This window comes from Pseudomonas kilonensis (assembly GCF_001269885.1).
GTDB classification, from domain to species: Bacteria; Pseudomonadota; Gammaproteobacteria; order Pseudomonadales; family Pseudomonadaceae; genus Aquipseudomonas; species Aquipseudomonas kilonensis.
Window position 1 is genome coordinate 698,552 of sequence record NZ_LHVH01000017.1, and the last position, 15,419, is coordinate 713,970.

The following is a 15,419-nucleotide window of genomic DNA, read 5'->3' on the forward strand; positions in this document are numbered from 1 at the left end:
CTCAGATGACTCGGGAGAAGCGTTGGCGATTGTGCAGGTCCAGATAGGCATCGAACACCATGCACACCGATCGCACCAGCAGGCGCCCGGCGGGCAATACCCGGATGTGGGTGTTATCCAACTCGATCAGCCCATCCGCGGCCATGGCCTGCAATTGCGGCCACTGCGGCGCGAAGTAACCGCGAAAATCGATGTTGAAGGTTTGCTCGATCTCGGCGAAGGGCAGGTGGAAATGACAGATCAACTGCTGGATCACCGCGCGCCGCAGCCGGTCGTCAGCGTTGCAGATCAGCCCGCGACTGGTCGCCAGTTGCCCGTCGGCGAGGGTGTTCTGGTAATGGTTCAGGTCACTGCTGTTCTGGCAGTACAAATCGCCGATCTGGCTGATGGCTGACACGCCAAGGCCGATCAGGTCGCAATGGCCATGGGTGGTGTAGCCCTGGAAGTTGCGCTGCAACGTAGCCTCTTCCTGGGCGATTGCCAGTTCGTCGTCGGGCAGGGCGAAGTGGTCCATGCCGACATAGCGGTAACCGGCGGCGGCCAGTTGTTCGATGGTGCCTTGCAGCATCGCCAGTTTCTGCTCCGGGTTCGGCAAGTCCTGGCTATTGATGCGCCGCTGGGGCATGAAGCGTTCCGGCAGGTGGGCGTAGTTGAACACCGAGAGTCGGTCCGGTTGCAGATGGATGACTTCCTGGACGGTGCGGGCGAAGTTTTCCGGGGTCTGCTTGGGCAGCCCGTAGATCAGGTCGATGTTGATCGAACGGAATTGCAAGGTCCGGGCGGCTTCGACCACGGCACGGGTTTCTTCCAGGCTTTGCAGGCGATTGACGGCCCGCTGCACCGCTGGATCAAGGTCTTGCAGGCCGATACTGACCCGGTTGAAACCCAGTTCACGCAACAGGCCCATGGTCGACCAGTCGGCTTCCCTGGGGTCGATTTCGATGCCGTAGTCGCCGGAGTCGTCGTCCAGCAGGTTCAGGTGCTTGCGCAGCTTGGCCATCAGTTGGCGCAGTTCGTCGTGGCTGAGGAACGTCGGGGTGCCTCCGCCAAAGTGCAACTGTTCTACGCGCTGGGTGGGGTCCAGGTGGCAGCCGATCAACTGGATTTCCTGTTCCAGGCGCTGCAGATAGGCGTGGGCACGGCCGCGGTCCTTGGTGATGACCTTGTTGCAGGCGCAGTAGTAGCAAATGTTCGCGCAGAACGGTATGTGCACGTACAGCGACAACGGTCGCAGGGCCTTGCGGCTGTCGCGCAGGGCGTGGAGCAGGTCGAAGGTGCCCACCTGGCTGGCGAACTGCGCTGCAGTGGGGTACGAGGTGTAGCGTGGTCCCGCCAGGTCGTAACGGCGGATGAGATCTGAGTCCCAACAAATGGTGTCGAGCATGCGGGCATTCCCCGGATAGACTGGCATGGGGCGAGTCTAGGGGCGCGTGGGCGTGGCCGTTTTGATTTGCGTCAACGGGCTCGCTGCGAAGGAAGGTGTGCATGGTTTTTGAGGACGACGCATGACCTGTGGGAGCCGAGCTTGCTCGCGATGACGGCGGCACATCCAACAGGGATGCCAGCTGAGCCACCGCTATCGCGAGCAAGCTTGGCTCCCACACTTGATCTAGGGCGCTCACAAATGTGGTGTTCACCACAAGTCTTCTGTGGGAGCGAGCCTGCTCGCGATGGGCGGCGACTCGGTCAATGCCCCATGAGCCAATGCTGATGCGGCCCCGGCAGTGTCCATACCCCGAAAATAATCACCAACAAGCCACCGGCCATGCGCACGCTGCGTTTGCGCAGCAGGGCGGTGACGCGTTCGGCGGCCAGGCCGGTGGCGAGCAGTACCGGCCAGGTGCCCAGGCCGAAGGCGAGCATCAGCAACGCACTGTCCAGCGCATTGCCCTGGCTGGCGGACCAGAGCAGGGTGCTGTAGACCAGGCCGCACGGCAGCCAGCCCCACAGCGCGCCGAGCAGCAAGGCCCGGGGCAGGCTCGACACCGGCAGCAAACGGTTGGCGACGGGTTGGATGTGCCGCCACAAACCACGCCCCACGCTTTCGATGCGCGTCAGGCCGCTCCACCAGCCCGCCAGGTACAAGCCCATGGCAATCAACAGCAAGCCGGCCAGCACCCGCATGATCATCGCTGCCGGACTGTTGGACACGGCCCAGCCGGCCAGGCCGATCAGCAACCCGGCGGTGGCGTAGCTCAGGATCCGCCCCAGGTTGTACGCCAGTAGCAACCGAAAGCGCCGGCTGCGTTGTTCCTTTGGGATCGCCAGGGTCAGGGCGCCCATCAGGCCGCCGCACATGCCCAGGCAGTGGCCGCCGCCGAGCAGGCCAAGGATAACGGCCGAAACCAGCAGTGGCGCCAGATCAAGCATGGGGCGGAGCCTTGTCGTCCGGCTTGCGGGCCTCGCCACTGGCTTCGTCCACCGCCGCCTTGTGGTTCGGGTCCTGGTCGTCGAACAGAATGCTGTGGGCCGGACCGTCGAGGTCGTCGTACTGGCCGCTGTCCACGGCCCAGAAGAAAATGTACACGGCGATGGCCACGATCAGCAGCGCGGCCGGGATCATCACGTAGAGAGCTGGCATGTCGGAACTCCATGCCCGCGCGGCTCAGGCCGGCAGCGGGCGGGTATCGGGCGTGGCGTCGAAAACCTGCGCCTTGGGCTGACGCGTCAGCCTCAGCGCATTCAACACCACGGTCAACGAACTGATGGACATGCCGACCGCCGCCCACACCGGCGTAATCCAGCCGAGGGCGGCGAACGGCAACATGAGGCCATTGTACAGCCCTGCCCACACCAGGTTCTCAATGATCACCCGGCGGGTGCGTCGGGCCAGGCTGAAGGCGTGGATCAGGGCGTCGAGGCGGTTGGACAGCAGCACGGCGTCGGCGCTGGTCTTGGCCAGGTCGGTGGCCGAGCCCATGGCGACACTGATGTCCGCCGCCGCCAGCACGGGCACGTCGTTCACCCCATCGCCGAGCATCAACACCTTGCGGCCCTGTTGGTGCAACTGCTGCAACACGGCCAGTTTGTCGTCCGGGCGCAGGCCGCCGCGAGCCTCATCGATGCCCAGCTCGGCGGCGACGCTGGCAACCATGGGTGAACTGTCCCCCGACAACAGCAGCGTCCGCCAGCCCCGTGCCTTGCAGGCCGCCAGCAGCGCCGGGGCATCGACGCGCAAGCGGTCATCGAGGACGAACCAGGCCAGGGGGCCGATCTCATCGCCCAGCAACAGCCATTGCCCGGCCTCATCCGGCATCACCGGCACCGTCGCGCCACTGAGTTCGCAGACAAAACCGGGTTGGCCGATGCGCAGGCGCTGTTCCGCCACGAGGCCTTCCAGCCCCAGCCCCGGGGTGCTGTGTACCTGCTCGGCGGCCAGTGGCGCGCGGCCGAAGGCGCGGGCGATAGGGTGTTCCGAGCGGTTTTCCAGGGCGGCGGCCAAGCCCAGGCATTGATCGCTGTCGAGGGCCGCCAATGGTCGAATGGCGCGCAACGCCAGGCGACCTTCGGTGAGGGTGCCGGTTTTGTCGAAAATCACCGTGTCGATCTGGTTCAGGCCTTCCAGCACATGGCCGCGCGTCAGCAGCAGGCCGAGCTTGTGCAAGGTGCCGGTAGCGGCGGTGAGGGCAGTTGGCGTGGCGAGGGACAACGCGCAAGGGCAGGTGGCAACCAACATCGCCAGGACGATCCAGAAGGCCCGCGAAGCGTCCAATTGCCACCACAACAGGCCGATGGCCGCCGCCGCGACCAGGGAGAACAACAGGAACCATTGGGCAGCGCGATCGGCGATTTCCGCCAGTCGCGGCTTCTCGGCCTGGGCCCGTTCCAGCAGCCGGACGATGGCCGACAGTCGGGTGTCTTGCCCGAGCGCCAGCACCTCGACCGTCAAGGCGCCTTCGACGTTCAGCGTGCCGGCGGTGACCGCGTCGCCCACCTGCCGAGGTTGTGGCAGGTATTCGCCGGTCAGCAGCGATTCGTCGATGCTGGACTGGCCATCGAGAATCTTGCCATCGGCCGGCAGGACTGCCCCGGGGTGCACCAGCACCCGGTCACCGGTGCGCAATTCGCTGAGCAGGATGCGTTCACTCTGGCCGTTATCCTCCAGGCGCAGGCACGAGGCCGGCAACAGATTGACCAGTTGGGCGGTGGCGGCAGCCGTGCGCTCCCGAGCCCGGCGTTCCAGGTAACGGCCGGCCAACAGGAACAGGGCAAACATGCCCACGGCATCGAAGTACAACTCGCCGACGCCGGTGATCGACGTCCAGATCCCGGCGACGTAAGCGCCACCGATGGCCAGGGAGACGGAAACGTCCATGGTCAGGTGCCGGGTGCGCAGGTCGCGCATGGCGCCTTTGAAGAACGGCGCGCAGCTATAGAAGACGATGGGTGTGGTGAGGAACAGGGCAACCCAACGCAGGATGGTGTGCATCTCCGGGCTCAGGTCGATGTTGAATTCCGGCCAGGTGGCCATGGTCGCCATCATCGCCTGGAACCACAACAGACCGGCCACACCCAATTGGCGCAGGGCCAGGCGGTTTTGTGCGGCGAGTTGTTCACAGGCCTGGTCGGCCTGGTACGGGTGCGCTACGTAGCCGATCTGGCGCAATTCGGCGAGCAGCGTGCTCAGCGGCAGTTGAGCGTCGGCCCAGCGTACATGCAGGCGATGATTGGACAGGTTCAATCGCGCTTCAGCCACGGCCGGCAGGCTGCGTAATTGTTTTTCAATCAACCAGCCGCAGGCGGCGCAACTGATGCCTTCCATCAACAGGGTGGTTTCGGCCAGTTCGCCTTCATGGCGCACGAATGATTGCTGCACGTCTGGGCGATCGTACAGCGCCAGTTCATCGGTCAACTGGACGGGCAGGGATTCGGGGTTGGCCGACGCTTCGCTGCGATGCTGGTAATAACTTTCCAGGCCGCCGGCGACAATGGCCTCGGCCACCGCCTGGCAGCCCGGGCAGCACAGCTCGCGGGTTTCACCGAGGACAACGGCGGTGAAGCGACTGCCGGGGGGGACGGGCAGGGCGCAGTGGTAGCAGGGCTGTGGAGTGGTCATGGGTATTCACATATCGCAGCTTTCTGGGCGTCTGAAATCTCTTCGCGAGCAAGCTCGCTCCCACAGTCGATCGCGGTTGGTCATGCACCGCAATCTCCTGTGGGAGCGAGCTTGCTCGCGATTGCGCGAAGCGCAGTCGTTTATTTTTTCAGGTCTTCAGCGCCTTGCAGCGGCTCATCGCCGAGCAGGATGTCCTGGTCGTGGTTGATCTGTTCTTCTTCGAACAGGCGCCAGGTCTTGTCGTTCTCCACTCCCAGCAATTCGACAAAGCGCCGGCCTTCGATCTTGTCTGTCATCTGTCCGACGTAGCGCCCCGGTTCGCTGTCGTTGCGGGTCAGGACGATCTTGCGGTCCTTCTCCGGCTGGGTCGGCGAGATCAGGCTCAGTTCCAGGGTCTGGGGGCGGCTGTTGCCGTTCAGGCGCAGGTTCACTTCGCCGGTCACGTCATCCAGTTGCACGTTGGCATGCAGTTGCAGGGTCTGGGCGAGCAATTCGCGCTCCAGCGAGCGGTTGATGCCCTTGCCGGCTTCGTAATAGTTGTCGTTGACCAGGTTATCCGGGTTCTTCACCGCAATGGTCACCATCGTCAGGCTCAGTGTCACCGAACAGGTCAGGATCGCGATGATGATCCACGGCCAGAGGTGTTTGTACCAAGGGCTGGTGGCGGTTGCTGCAGGCATGTTCAGTTCTCTCAACGAGTTTGTGGGCCGATGAACCGGCTCTTGGCTTCGACATGTACGCTTTCGTCATCGGCGTCCTTGAGGATGAAGGTCACCTCGTTGGTGCTCGATGGCAGTTGCTCCGGTGCGCTGGACAGCTCGACCGGCTGGCTGTAGATCTCGCCGGCCGCGACCTTGATTTCCCGCCGGCCTTGCAGCTTGAGGTCGGGCAGGCCGGCGGCTTCCAGGACGTACGTATGGTCGCGCTGGTCTTTGTTCATGATCTTCAGGCTGTAGACGTTCTCGATCCGGCCTTCGGCGTTTTCGCGGTAGAGCACGCGGTCCTTGCTGACGTCGAAACCCACCAGCGAGCGCATGAAGAACGCCGTCGCCAACAGGCTCATCATGGTCAGCAGCACCAAGGCATAACCGATCAGGCGCGGGCGCAGTTTATGGGTTTTCTGCCCCGAAAGGTTGTGTTCGGTGGTGTAGCTGATCAGGCCGCGTGGGTAATCCATCTTGTCCATGATGTTGTCGCAGGCATCGATGCAGGCCGCGCAGCCGATGCACTCGATCTGCAGGCCGTCACGGATGTCGATGCCGGTAGGGCAGACCTGGACGCACATGGTGCAGTCGATGCAATCCCCCAGGCCCAGGGCTTTGTAGTCGACGCCCTTCTTGCGTGGGCCACGGCTTTCGCCGCGACGCGGGTCGTAGGAAACGATCAAGGTGTCCTTGTCGAACATCACGCTCTGGAAGCGTGCGTAAGGGCACATGTAGATACACACTTGCTCACGCAGCCAGCCAGCGTTGCCGTAGGTGGCGAGGGTGAAGAAACCCACCCAGAAATACGACCAGCCATCGGCCTGGCCGGTAAAGAACTCGAACACCAGTTCGCGGATGGGCGTGAAGTAACCGACAAAGGTCATGCCGGTGACGAAGCCGATCAGCAGCCACAGGCTGTGCTTGGCGAACTTGCGCAGGAATTTGTTGGCACCCATGGGGGCCTTGTCGAGCTTGATGCGCTGGTTGCGGTCGCCTTCGGTGACTTTTTCGCACCACATGAAGATCCAGGTCCATACGCTCTGTGGGCAGGTGTAGCCACACCACACTCGTCCGGCATAGACCGTGATGAAAAACAGGCCAAAGGCGGCAATGATCAACATCCCGGACAGCAGGATGAAGTCCTGGGGCCAGAAGGTGGCGCCGAAAATAAAGAATTTGCGCTCCGGCAGGTTCCACCAGACGGCCTGATGGCCACCCCAGTTCAGCCAGACCGTACCGAAATACAGCAGGAACAAGAGCGCGCCGCCAGCCATTCGCAGGTTGCGGAACAGGCCAGTGAAGGCACGGGTGTAGATTTTTTCCCGAGAGGCATACAGGTCGACGCTTTTGTTCGCGTCCTTGGCAGGCGGGGTAACGTCATGTACCGGAATCTGGTTACTCATCAAATGCATCCCACGGCAGTGGAAAAGTGCCGTGGCCAGTACGTGCCGACCACGGTCAGAAAGGGTGTTGCGGTGGCGCAATGATACGCCTGTCGCTCTAGCCCAAGGGTGCGACCTTTGGTCGCGTTGGGGGTCTGCCTAGAATGGTGTAGCGGATGTAACAAGTCATGACTCAGATCAATTGACTATAGACATTCCGTGGCGTTGGCGAAAAAACGAAAGGGAGTCGGACAGGCAAATTGGCAGGTTGGAGAAATCGCCCTCAGTGCAAGCAAATACTTCAAGTAGGCATAAGCCTGCTCTTTGTGGCGAGGGGATTTATCCCCGCTGGGTTGCGAAGCAGCCCCATGATTCATCAGCCACTGTGTTGTGTCAGGCAGGACGCAGGGGGTTGCTGCGCAACCCAGCGGGGATAAATCCCCTCGCCACAGGATCGCATGAAGTCTCAGGATGGATCTGACCACGGGTTGAGCACCGCCACGCCGCTGCTTTGAAAATCACTCACGTTGCGGGTCACCACGGTCAACCCATGGACGAGGGCGGTGGCGGCGATCAACGCATCGCATTCATTACTGTGGTCAGGCACATGCAGGCGAGCGCAACGCAGTGCGACGGCACGGTCCACGGCCAGGATCCGGCCGGCAAAGGCAGGCATCACGTGATTATCCAGCCAGGCCCGCAGGCGACTGCCCTGCGTCGGGTCCTTGCGTTCGAAGCGCAGCACGCCGGTTTCCAGTTCCAGTACGGTGATCGCCGAGACGTACAGGCTGGGAGCAGGGACGCTGCGCGCCCAGGCTTGGACGTTTTTGTCTGCCTGGGGTTTGCGCAGTTCCGAGATGACATTGGTATCGAGTAGAAACATTCAGGACAAGTCCACCGAGCGGGGGGCGATGACGGCGCGCTCGGTATCGAAGTCGATGTCCGGCGCATTGGGCATGACCAGCAACTCGACAATGCTGGTGCCAATGCCGGTCAGTTTCTGGTACTCCTCAATGCTTAGCAGTACATGGGCTGGCTTGCCACGGTCGGTGATGATCACCGGCCCTTCACGGGTGGCTTTTTTGGCACCACTTGTGTCGTGGTTGAATTCGCGGCTGGAGATGGTGGTGATGGACATGGAAGCGTCCTCGTTTGAACTTGAATGTAGGCACGTTACTACCAGGGTGGTTGGCCGGCAAGCGAAACAGATTTACCCAGGTTTTTCGGCCGGTAACAAAAAGGCCCCGCCAATCAGATTGGCGGGGCCTTTGGTGCATCAGCTACTTGTCTTACTGGGCGTCAGCGGCCGGAGCCTTTTCGCCGTGAGACAGGCTGTAGACATAGGCCGCCAGCAGGTGGACCTTGTCGTTGCCTTGCAAGTCGGCCTGGGCCGGCATTTGGCCCTGGCGCCCGTAGCGGATGGTCTGCTGCAGTTGAGCGAAGCTCGAACCGTAGATGAAGCCGGCCGGATGCGTCAGGTCAGGTGCGCCCATGGCAGGCGTGCCCTTGCCAGCTGGACCGTGGCAGGCCACGCAGTTGGCGGCGAACAGTTTCTGGCCGTTGGCCGGATCGGCCTTGGCGCCTTCCGGCAGCTTGCGACCGTGCAGGCTGGTCACCAGGTAGGAAGCCACGTCAGCGACGCCTTGCTCGCCAACCACGGCAGCCCAGCCCGGCATCACGGCGTGACGACCGCCCATGATGGTGGTCTTGATGGTTTCCGGCTCACCGCCCCAGCGCCAATCGGCATCGGTCAGGTTAGGGAAGCCATAGGCACCCTTGGCGTCGGAACCGTGGCAGACCGAGCAGTTGGAGGCGAACAGGCGGCCACCCATCTTCAAGGCTTGCGGGTCCTTGGCGACTTCTTCAATCGGCATCGACGCGAACTTGGCGAAGATCGGACCAAACTTGGCGTCCGAACGAGCCATTTCCTTTTCCCACTCGTGAACGCCGGTCCAGCCGGTCTGGCCATTGGCGAAAGGGGTCTGCTTTTCGGTGTCCAGGTAGTTATACCCTGGCAGCAGGCCTTTCCAGTTGCCCAGGCCCGGGTAGAGCACCAGGTAACCGAGGGCGAAGACAATGGTGCCCACGAACAACATGAACCACCATTTCGGCAGTGGGTTGTCGTACTCTTCGATGCCATCGAACGAGTGACCAACAGTCTCGTCCGTTTGTTCGGCGCGCTGGCCCTTACGGGTCGACAGCAGCAGCCAGGTCAGGGCGAAGATCGTACCCAGGCTGAGGACTGTGACGTACAGACTCCAGAACGTAGTCATTCTTTGTTACTCCTAGAAGCTTGCTCGACGTGCTTGATGGCTTCGGGATCATCCGCGAACGGCAGCAAGGTCGCGTCTTCGAACTCCGACTTGCGCTTGGGGCTGAACACCCACAGGGCCAGACCGATAAAGGCCACCATCACGACGACAGTGCCCAGGCCGCGAATCATCCCGATATCCATAAAGAATCACCGTTTGCTTTTGATGATGGTGCCCAGGCCTTGCAGATAGGCCACCAGCGCGTCCATTTCAGTCTTGCCCTTGACGGCATCCTTGGCACCGGCGATGTCTTCGTCGGTGTAAGGCACGCCCAGGGTGCGCAGGACTTCCATTTTCTTGGCGGTGTCTTTGCCGTCGAGCTTGTTTTCTACGAGGAACGGGTAAGCCGGCATTTTCGACTCAGGCACTACGTTGCGCGGGTTGTACAGGTGCGCACGCTGCCAGTCGTCGGAGTAGCGGCCGCCAACGCGGGCCAGGTCCGGACCGGTACGCTTGGAACCCCACAGGAACGGGTGGTCCCAGACGCTTTCACCGGCGACCGAGTAGTGGCCGTAGCGTTCGGTTTCTGCGCGAAACGGACGGATCATCTGCGAGTGGCAGCCGACACAGCCGTTGGCGATGTAGACGTCGCGACCTTCCAGCTCAAGGGCGGTGCGCGGCTTCATGCCTTCGACCGGCTTGTTGGTCACGTCCTGGAAAAACAGCGGAACGATCTGGGTCAGGCCGCCGATGCTCACGGCGATGACCATGAAGAAGGCCAGCAGGCCGATATTCTTCTCTACTGTTTCGTGCTTCATCAGTGAGCTCCAACTACGGCGATCTTGGCGGCGGCTTCAGCTTCAGCCGGGTCAGAGGCACGAACGGTGCGGTACACGTTGTAGGCCATGAACAGCATGCCGCTGGCGAAGAACGCGCCGCCCAGGGCACGAACGATGAAACCAGGATGGCTGGCTTGCAGCGCTTCGACGAACGAGTAGGTCAGGGTGCCGTCGTCGTTGATTGCACGCCACATCAGGCCCTGGGTGATGCCGTTGACCCACATCGAGGCGATGTAGAGCACAGTGCCGATGGTCGCGAGCCAGAAGTGCGCGTTGATCAGGCCGGTGCTGTGCATCTGCGCACGACCGAACAGTTTCGGGATCATGTGGTAGATGGCGCCGATGGAGATCATTGCCACCCAGCCGAGCGCACCGGCGTGTACGTGGCCGATGGTCCAGTCGGTGTAGTGGCTCAGGGAGTTGACGGTCTTGATGGCCATCATCGGGCCTTCGAAGGTCGACATGCCGTAGAACGCCAGCGATACCACCAGAAAGCGCAGGATCGGGTCGGTGCGCAGCTTATGCCAGGCCCCCGACAGGGTCATCATGCCGTTGATCATGCCGCCCCAGCTTGGCGCCAGCAGGATGATCGACATCGCCATGCCCAGGGACTGCGCCCAATCCGGCAGTGCGGTGTAGTGCAGGTGGTGCGGACCGGCCCAGATGTACAGGGTGATCAGCGCCCAGAAGTGGACGATGGACAGGCGATAGGAATAGATCGGACGCTCGGCCTGTTTCGGCACGAAGTAGTACATCATCCCCAGGAAGCCCGTGGTCAGGAAGAAGCCCACGGCGTTGTGGCCGTACCACCACTGGATCATCGCATCGGTCGCGCCCGAGTAGGCCGAGTACGACTTGAAGAAGCTGACCGGCAGGGAAGCGTGGTTGACGATGTGCAGCATGGCGGTCACGACGATGAATGCACCGTAGAACCAGTTACCGACGTAGATGTGCTTGGTCTTGCGCTTGACGATGGTGCCGAAGAACACCAGGCCGTAGGTCACCCAGACGATGGCCAGCAGGATAGCCAGGGGCCATTCCAGTTCCGCGTATTCCTTGGTGGTGGTGAAACCCATTGGCAAGGTCACGATCGCACCCACGATGACCGCTTGCCAGCCCCAGAAGGTAAAGGCGGCGAGGCCGTCGGAGATCAGTCGCGTTTGGCAGGTTCGCTGCACGACGTAGTAAGAAGTGGCAAACAATGCACAACCACCGAAGGCGAAGATCACCAGGTTGGTGTGCAGCGGGCGCAGGCGTCCAAATGTCGTCCATGGCAGATCGAAGTTCAACTCCGGCCAGACCAGTTGCGAGGCGATGAAGACACCGAGCCCCATGCCAAGGATCCCCCAGACCACCGTCATGATGGCGAACTGGCGGACTACCTTATAGTTATAAGCAGTCGGACTGATTGCTGTGCTCATTCTAAGGTTCCACGGTTTGGGTGTTTTATTAGGATAAAAATCGGTCGCAAGTATGGAGAAAGCGGGGGGTCATTGCAACGCGCCATGACCTGCGTCAATGCTTTCCAAAGCTGATTCTGCGGCCTTTCCATGTTCCGTGTAGGGACAAAAATGGCCCACGGCAAAATGTCGCAACGAAGGAACGAGGCGAGGGGGTCAGGTCGGTTGTAACGGGGTGTGTTCAAACACAGCGTTCGGGTGATGCCAGGCAACTGTCGCAACAGCCGGTATTCACCAGCCTTTGCGGCCTTTTTGACGAACGATTGTCGAACGCATCGGGTCGGGTCGACCTGAAACCGGCAGTCGCCAGTGCACGCAAAGGCAAGCTTAGACCCGATTCAGGGGAACCGAAAGAAAGACTATGGGAGGGTGCGACAATGCGTCGCGCAGGGACACGGAGCAGCCGCATCCAGACGGATGCGGCTGTTCACGCGGTCAAGATTTATTCGCTTTTGTGTTCGGCTTGCAGGCGCTCGGCACCGGCAGTGTGGGACAGGCTGTAGACGTAGGCAGCAAGCAGTTGCACCTTGTCGTTGCCCAGCAACTCATTCTGCGCCGGCATGTGGCCCTGGCGACCATGGCGAATGGTCTGCTGCAACTGTGCCAGGCTGGTGCCGTAGATGAAGCCGGCCGGTTGCGTCAGGTTCGGCGCGCCCATGGCTTCGGTCCCCTGGCCGGTGGCGCCGTGGCAGGCGACGCAGGTGGTGTTGAAGGCCTGCTGGCCGGCTTGCAGGTCGGCACCGCTGTCCGCCGGCAGAGGCAGGCCGGCCAAGTCGTGGCGTACATACGCGGCCACGTTCTTGACCCCGGCCTCGCCCAGCACTTCACCCCAGGCCGGCATCGCCGCCATGCGGCCACCCAGGATGGTGGCCTTGATGGTGTCGGCAGCGCCGCCCCAGCGCCAGTTGCTGTCGGCCAGGTTCGGGAAGCCGAAGGCACCCTTGGCATCCGAGCCGTGGCAGACCGAGCAGTTGGAGGCGAACAGGCGGCCACCCATCTTCAAGGCTTGTGGGTCCTTGGCCACTTCCTCCACGGGCATGGCGGCGAATTTGGCGAAGATCGGCCCGAACTTGGCGTCGGCCTTGGCCATTTCCTTTTCCCACTCATGGGCGCCGGTCCAGCCGTTGTCGTAACCTGGCAGGATGCCTTTCCAGTTGCCCAGGCCCGGATAGAGGACCAGGTAGCCGACGGAAAACACCAGGGTGCCGGCGAACAACAGGAACCACCACTGCGGCAGCGGATTGTCGTACTCCTCGATGCCGTCGAAGCTGTGGCCCATGGTCTGGTCGACGCTGCCCTTGGTCTCGCCCTTGCGGGTGCCGATCAGCAGCCACGTCAGGCCGATGAGGCTGCCGATGGTCAGTACGCAGATCCACGTACTCCAGAAGGTGGTCATGGCCGGGTACTCCTTGTTGCAGGGTCTTGGGGGGTGGCGGTGTCAGCGGGTGGCTCGTCGGCGAACGGCAGCAGGCGCGCTTCGGCGAACTCTGGACGACGTTTGCTGCTGAATACCCACAGGGTCAGGCCGATGAAGGCGATGAACACCACGACCGTGCCCAGGCCGCGGATCATTCCAGTACTCATTTCAAGAACCATGGCTCACCTCTTGCTCTTGATGGCAGTGCCGAGCACTTGCAGGTAGGCCACCAGCGCGTCCATTTCGGTTTTGCCCTTGAGCGAGGCCACGCTGTTGGTGATGTCGTCGTCGCTGTACGGCACGCCCAGGGTGCGCATGGCGCGCAGCTTGCCTTCGGTATGGCTGCTGTCCACCGCTTGGGTCACCAGCCACGGGTAGGCGGGCATTTTCGACTCGGGCACGACGTTGCGCGGGTTGTACAAGTGGGCGCGGTGCCAATCATCGGAGTAGCGCGCGCCGACCCGTGCCAGGTCCGGCCCGGTACGCTTGGAGCCCCACAGGAATGGGTGGTCCCAGACGCTTTCGCCGGCGACGGAGTAGTGGCCGTAGCGCTCGGTCTCGGCGCGGAACGGACGAATCATCTGCGAATGGCAGCCGACGCAGCCTTCACGGATGTAGATGTCGCGGCCTTCCAGTTGCAGGGCGGTGTAGGGCTTCATGCCGTCCACGGGCTTGTTGGTCACGTCCTGGAAGAACAGCGGCACGATCTGGGTCAGGCCGCCAATGCTCACGGCAAGGACCATCAGCAGCATCAGCAGGCCGACGTTTTTTTCGATTGTTTCGTGTTTCATGGTGGACTCCTCAGGCCATCTGCGCGGCAGCGGCGGCTTCGGCAGGCTGGTAGGCCCGCACGGTGCGCCAGGTGTTGTAGGCCATCAACAGCATGCCGAGGAGGAAGATCGCCCCGCCCGCCAGCCGCACGACGAAGCCTGGGTGGCTGGCCACCAGGGTTTCGACGAAGGAGTAGGTGAGCGTGCCGTCCTCGTTCACCGCACGCCACATCAGGCCCTGGGCGATGCCGTTGACCCACATCGAGGCGATGTACAGCACGGTGCCGATGGTCGCGAGCCAGAAGTGCGCGTTGATCAGGCCGATGCTGTGCATCTGTGGCCGGCCGAAGACCTTCGGGATCATGTGGTACAGCGCACCGATGGAAATCATCGCCACCCAGCCGAGCGCGCCGGCATGGACGTGGCCGATGGTCCAGTCGGTGTAGTGGGAGAGGGCGTTGACGGTCTTGATCGCCATCATCGGACCTTCGAAGGTCGACATGCCGTAGAACGCCAGGGACACCACCAGGAACCGCAGGATCGGGTCGCTGCGCAACTTATGCCAGGCACCCGACAGGGTCATCATGCCGTTGATCATGCCGCCCCAGCTTGGCGCCAGCAGGATCAGCGACATCACCATGCCCAGGGACTGTGCCCAGTCCGGCAGCGCGGTGTAGTGCAAGTGGTGAGGGCCGGCCCAGATGTACAGGGTGATCAGCGCCCAGAAGTGCACGATGGACAAGCGATAGGAATACACCGGGCGCTCGGCCTGCTTCGGCACGAAGTAGTACATCATCCCCAGGAAGCCTGCGGTGAGGAAGAAGCCCACGGCGTTGTGGCCGTACCACCATTGCACCATCGCATCCGTGGCCCCGGCGTACACCGAGTAGGATTTGGTGAAACTCACCGGCAGTTCCAGGTTGTTGACGATGTGCAGGATCGCCACGGTCAGGATGAACCCGCCGAAGAACCAGTTACCGACGTAGATGTGCTTGGTGTTGCGCTTGGCCACGGTGCCGAAGAACACGATGGCGTAGGCAACCCAGACGATGGTGATCAGGATGTCGATCGGCCACTCCAGTTCGGCGTATTCCTTGGAGCTGGTGTAGCCCAGTGGCAGGCTGATGGCCGCCAGCAGGATCACCAGTTGCCAGCCCCAGAAGCAGAACGCGGCGATTTTCGGCGCGAACAGCTGGGTCTGGCAGGTGCGTTGCACCGAATAGAACGAACTGGCAAACAACGCGCAGCCGCCGAAGGCGAAGATCACCGCGTTGGTGTGCAGCGGGCGCAGGCGGCCGAAGCTGGTCCATGGCAAATCGAAGTTGAGTTGTGGCCAGACCAATTGGGCGGCGAGAAAAACCCCGAGCCCCATGCCGACGATGCCCCACACCACCGTCATAATGGCGAATTGGCGGACCACCTTGTAGTTGTAGGCGGTACTGATAGAAGTGTTCATGGTTCCCCATCCACGGTTCAGCCGAAGTAGCGCCTGCGCAAGGCAGTGCGGCGTTCTTCGCCTGGAGTTATAGGCAGACTAAA

General features: G+C 62.1%; 16 protein-coding genes. All 16 read right to left on the reverse strand.

The features are described from left to right. Position 1 precedes the first annotated feature (1 nt). Complete coding sequence (hemN, locus tag AD662_RS09665; RefSeq protein ID WP_053186853.1) at positions 2-1,384, reverse strand: oxygen-independent coproporphyrinogen III oxidase; 1,383 nt, start codon at positions 1,382-1,384, stop codon at positions 2-4. 302 nt (positions 1,385-1,686) lie between these two features. Beyond that, positions 1,687-2,370 (reverse strand): sulfite exporter TauE/SafE family protein, encoded by a 684-nt coding sequence (locus AD662_RS09670; protein ID WP_018608618.1) that lies wholly within the window; start codon positions 2,368-2,370, stop codon positions 1,687-1,689. Then, entirely contained in the window at positions 2,363-2,581 is a 219-nt protein-coding gene (gene ccoS, locus AD662_RS09675; protein ID WP_003183505.1) for a cbb3-type cytochrome oxidase assembly protein CcoS, read from the reverse strand. Before ccoS ends, AD662_RS09670 begins: the two co-directional genes overlap by 8 nt. A 24-nt stretch (positions 2,582-2,605) precedes the next feature. After that, positions 2,606-5,056: a heavy metal translocating P-type ATPase gene (locus AD662_RS09680; protein ID WP_053186856.1), complete on the reverse strand. Its 2,451-nt coding sequence runs from the start codon at positions 5,054-5,056 to the stop codon at positions 2,606-2,608. 140 nt (positions 5,057-5,196) lie between these two features. After that, a complete protein-coding gene (locus AD662_RS09685) occupies positions 5,197-5,736 on the reverse strand; it encodes a FixH family protein (RefSeq protein ID WP_018608613.1) in 540 nt (179 codons plus the stop codon). Between the two features lie 11 nt (positions 5,737-5,747). Continuing rightward, positions 5,748-7,163 carry a cytochrome c oxidase accessory protein CcoG gene (gene ccoG, locus AD662_RS09690; RefSeq protein WP_018608611.1) on the reverse strand — a complete coding sequence of 472 codons (1,416 nt, stop codon included), beginning with the start codon at positions 7,161-7,163 and terminating at the stop codon, positions 5,748-5,750. Positions 7,164-7,608: 445 nt separating this feature from the next. After that, entirely contained in the window at positions 7,609-8,025 is a 417-nt protein-coding gene (locus tag AD662_RS09695; RefSeq protein WP_053186859.1) for a type II toxin-antitoxin system VapC family toxin, read from the reverse strand. Further along, positions 8,026-8,280 carry a type II toxin-antitoxin system Phd/YefM family antitoxin gene (locus AD662_RS09700; RefSeq protein WP_018608607.1) on the reverse strand — a complete coding sequence of 85 codons (255 nt, stop codon included), beginning with the start codon at positions 8,278-8,280 and terminating at the stop codon, positions 8,026-8,028. Positions 8,281-8,431: 151 nt separating this feature from the next. After that, positions 8,432-9,415, reverse strand: a complete 984-nt coding sequence (ccoP, locus tag AD662_RS09705; RefSeq protein ID WP_018608605.1) for a cytochrome-c oxidase, cbb3-type subunit III — start codon at positions 9,413-9,415, stop codon at positions 8,432-8,434. Continuing rightward, the gene (locus AD662_RS09710) at positions 9,412-9,597 is read right to left on the reverse strand and encodes a CcoQ/FixQ family Cbb3-type cytochrome c oxidase assembly chaperone (protein WP_003175465.1); all 186 of its coding nucleotides are present in this window, start codon (positions 9,595-9,597) and stop codon (positions 9,412-9,414) included. Before AD662_RS09710 ends, ccoP (AD662_RS09705) begins: the two co-directional genes overlap by 4 nt. A 6-nt stretch (positions 9,598-9,603) precedes the next feature. Further along, positions 9,604-10,212: a cytochrome-c oxidase, cbb3-type subunit II gene (ccoO, locus tag AD662_RS09715; protein WP_014339380.1), complete on the reverse strand. Its 609-nt coding sequence runs from the start codon at positions 10,210-10,212 to the stop codon at positions 9,604-9,606. Further along, the gene (gene ccoN, locus AD662_RS09720; RefSeq protein ID WP_014339379.1) at positions 10,212-11,654 is read right to left on the reverse strand and encodes a cytochrome-c oxidase, cbb3-type subunit I; all 1,443 of its coding nucleotides are present in this window, start codon (positions 11,652-11,654) and stop codon (positions 10,212-10,214) included. Before ccoN (AD662_RS09720) ends, ccoO (AD662_RS09715) begins: the two co-directional genes overlap by 1 nt. Positions 11,655-12,135: 481 nt before the next feature. Beyond that, entirely contained in the window at positions 12,136-13,089 is a 954-nt protein-coding gene (gene ccoP / locus AD662_RS09725) for a cytochrome-c oxidase, cbb3-type subunit III (protein WP_018608587.1), read from the reverse strand. Beyond that, positions 13,086-13,289 carry a cbb3-type cytochrome oxidase subunit 3 gene (locus tag AD662_RS09730; RefSeq protein WP_024618408.1) on the reverse strand — a complete coding sequence of 68 codons (204 nt, stop codon included), beginning with the start codon at positions 13,287-13,289 and terminating at the stop codon, positions 13,086-13,088. The genes ccoP (AD662_RS09725) and AD662_RS09730 overlap by 4 nt, the downstream gene beginning before the upstream one ends. Positions 13,290-13,292: 3 nt before the next feature. Next, entirely contained in the window at positions 13,293-13,901 is a 609-nt protein-coding gene (gene ccoO, locus AD662_RS09735; RefSeq protein ID WP_018608583.1) for a cytochrome-c oxidase, cbb3-type subunit II, read from the reverse strand. Between the two features lie 10 nt (positions 13,902-13,911). Then, positions 13,912-15,336, reverse strand: a complete 1,425-nt coding sequence (ccoN, locus tag AD662_RS09740) for a cytochrome-c oxidase, cbb3-type subunit I (protein WP_014339375.1) — start codon at positions 15,334-15,336, stop codon at positions 13,912-13,914. Between the last annotated feature and the right edge of the window lie 83 nt (positions 15,337-15,419).

Bases quoted from the DNA above. Each gene is read 5' to 3' on its own strand.
- hemN (WP_053186853.1), bottom strand. From the start codon at position 1,384: ATGCTCGACACCATTTGTTGGGACTCAGATCTCATCCGCCGTTACGAC.
- ccoN (WP_014339375.1), bottom strand. From the start codon at position 15,336: ATGAACACTTCTATCAGTACCGCCTACAACTACAAGGTGGTCCGCCAA.
- AD662_RS09685 (WP_018608613.1), bottom strand. From the start codon at position 5,736: ATGCCTGCAGCAACCGCCACCAGCCCTTGGTACAAACACCTCTGGCCG.
- AD662_RS09695 (WP_053186859.1), bottom strand. From the start codon at position 8,025: ATGTTTCTACTCGATACCAATGTCATCTCGGAACTGCGCAAACCCCAG.
- ccoO (WP_018608583.1), bottom strand. From the start codon at position 13,901: ATGAAACACGAAACAATCGAAAAAAACGTCGGCCTGCTGATGCTGCTG.
- ccoO (WP_014339380.1), bottom strand. From the start codon at position 10,212: ATGAAGCACGAAACAGTAGAGAAGAATATCGGCCTGCTGGCCTTCTTC.
- AD662_RS09700 (WP_018608607.1), bottom strand. From the start codon at position 8,280: ATGTCCATCACCACCATCTCCAGCCGCGAATTCAACCACGACACAAGT.
- ccoP (WP_018608587.1), bottom strand. From the start codon at position 13,089: ATGACCACCTTCTGGAGTACGTGGATCTGCGTACTGACCATCGGCAGC.
- AD662_RS09670 (WP_018608618.1), bottom strand. From the start codon at position 2,370: ATGCTTGATCTGGCGCCACTGCTGGTTTCGGCCGTTATCCTTGGCCTG.
- AD662_RS09680 (WP_053186856.1), bottom strand. From the start codon at position 5,056: ATGACCACTCCACAGCCCTGCTACCACTGCGCCCTGCCCGTCCCCCCC.
- ccoP (WP_018608605.1), bottom strand. From the start codon at position 9,415: ATGACTACGTTCTGGAGTCTGTACGTCACAGTCCTCAGCCTGGGTACG.
- ccoG (WP_018608611.1), bottom strand. From the start codon at position 7,163: ATGAGTAACCAGATTCCGGTACATGACGTTACCCCGCCTGCCAAGGAC.
- ccoN (WP_014339379.1), bottom strand. From the start codon at position 11,654: ATGAGCACAGCAATCAGTCCGACTGCTTATAACTATAAGGTAGTCCGC.
- AD662_RS09710 (WP_003175465.1), bottom strand. From the start codon at position 9,597: ATGGATATCGGGATGATTCGCGGCCTGGGCACTGTCGTCGTGATGGTG.
- ccoS (WP_003183505.1), bottom strand. From the start codon at position 2,581: ATGCCAGCTCTCTACGTGATGATCCCGGCCGCGCTGCTGATCGTGGCC.
- AD662_RS09730 (WP_024618408.1), bottom strand. From the start codon at position 13,289: ATGGTTCTTGAAATGAGTACTGGAATGATCCGCGGCCTGGGCACGGTC.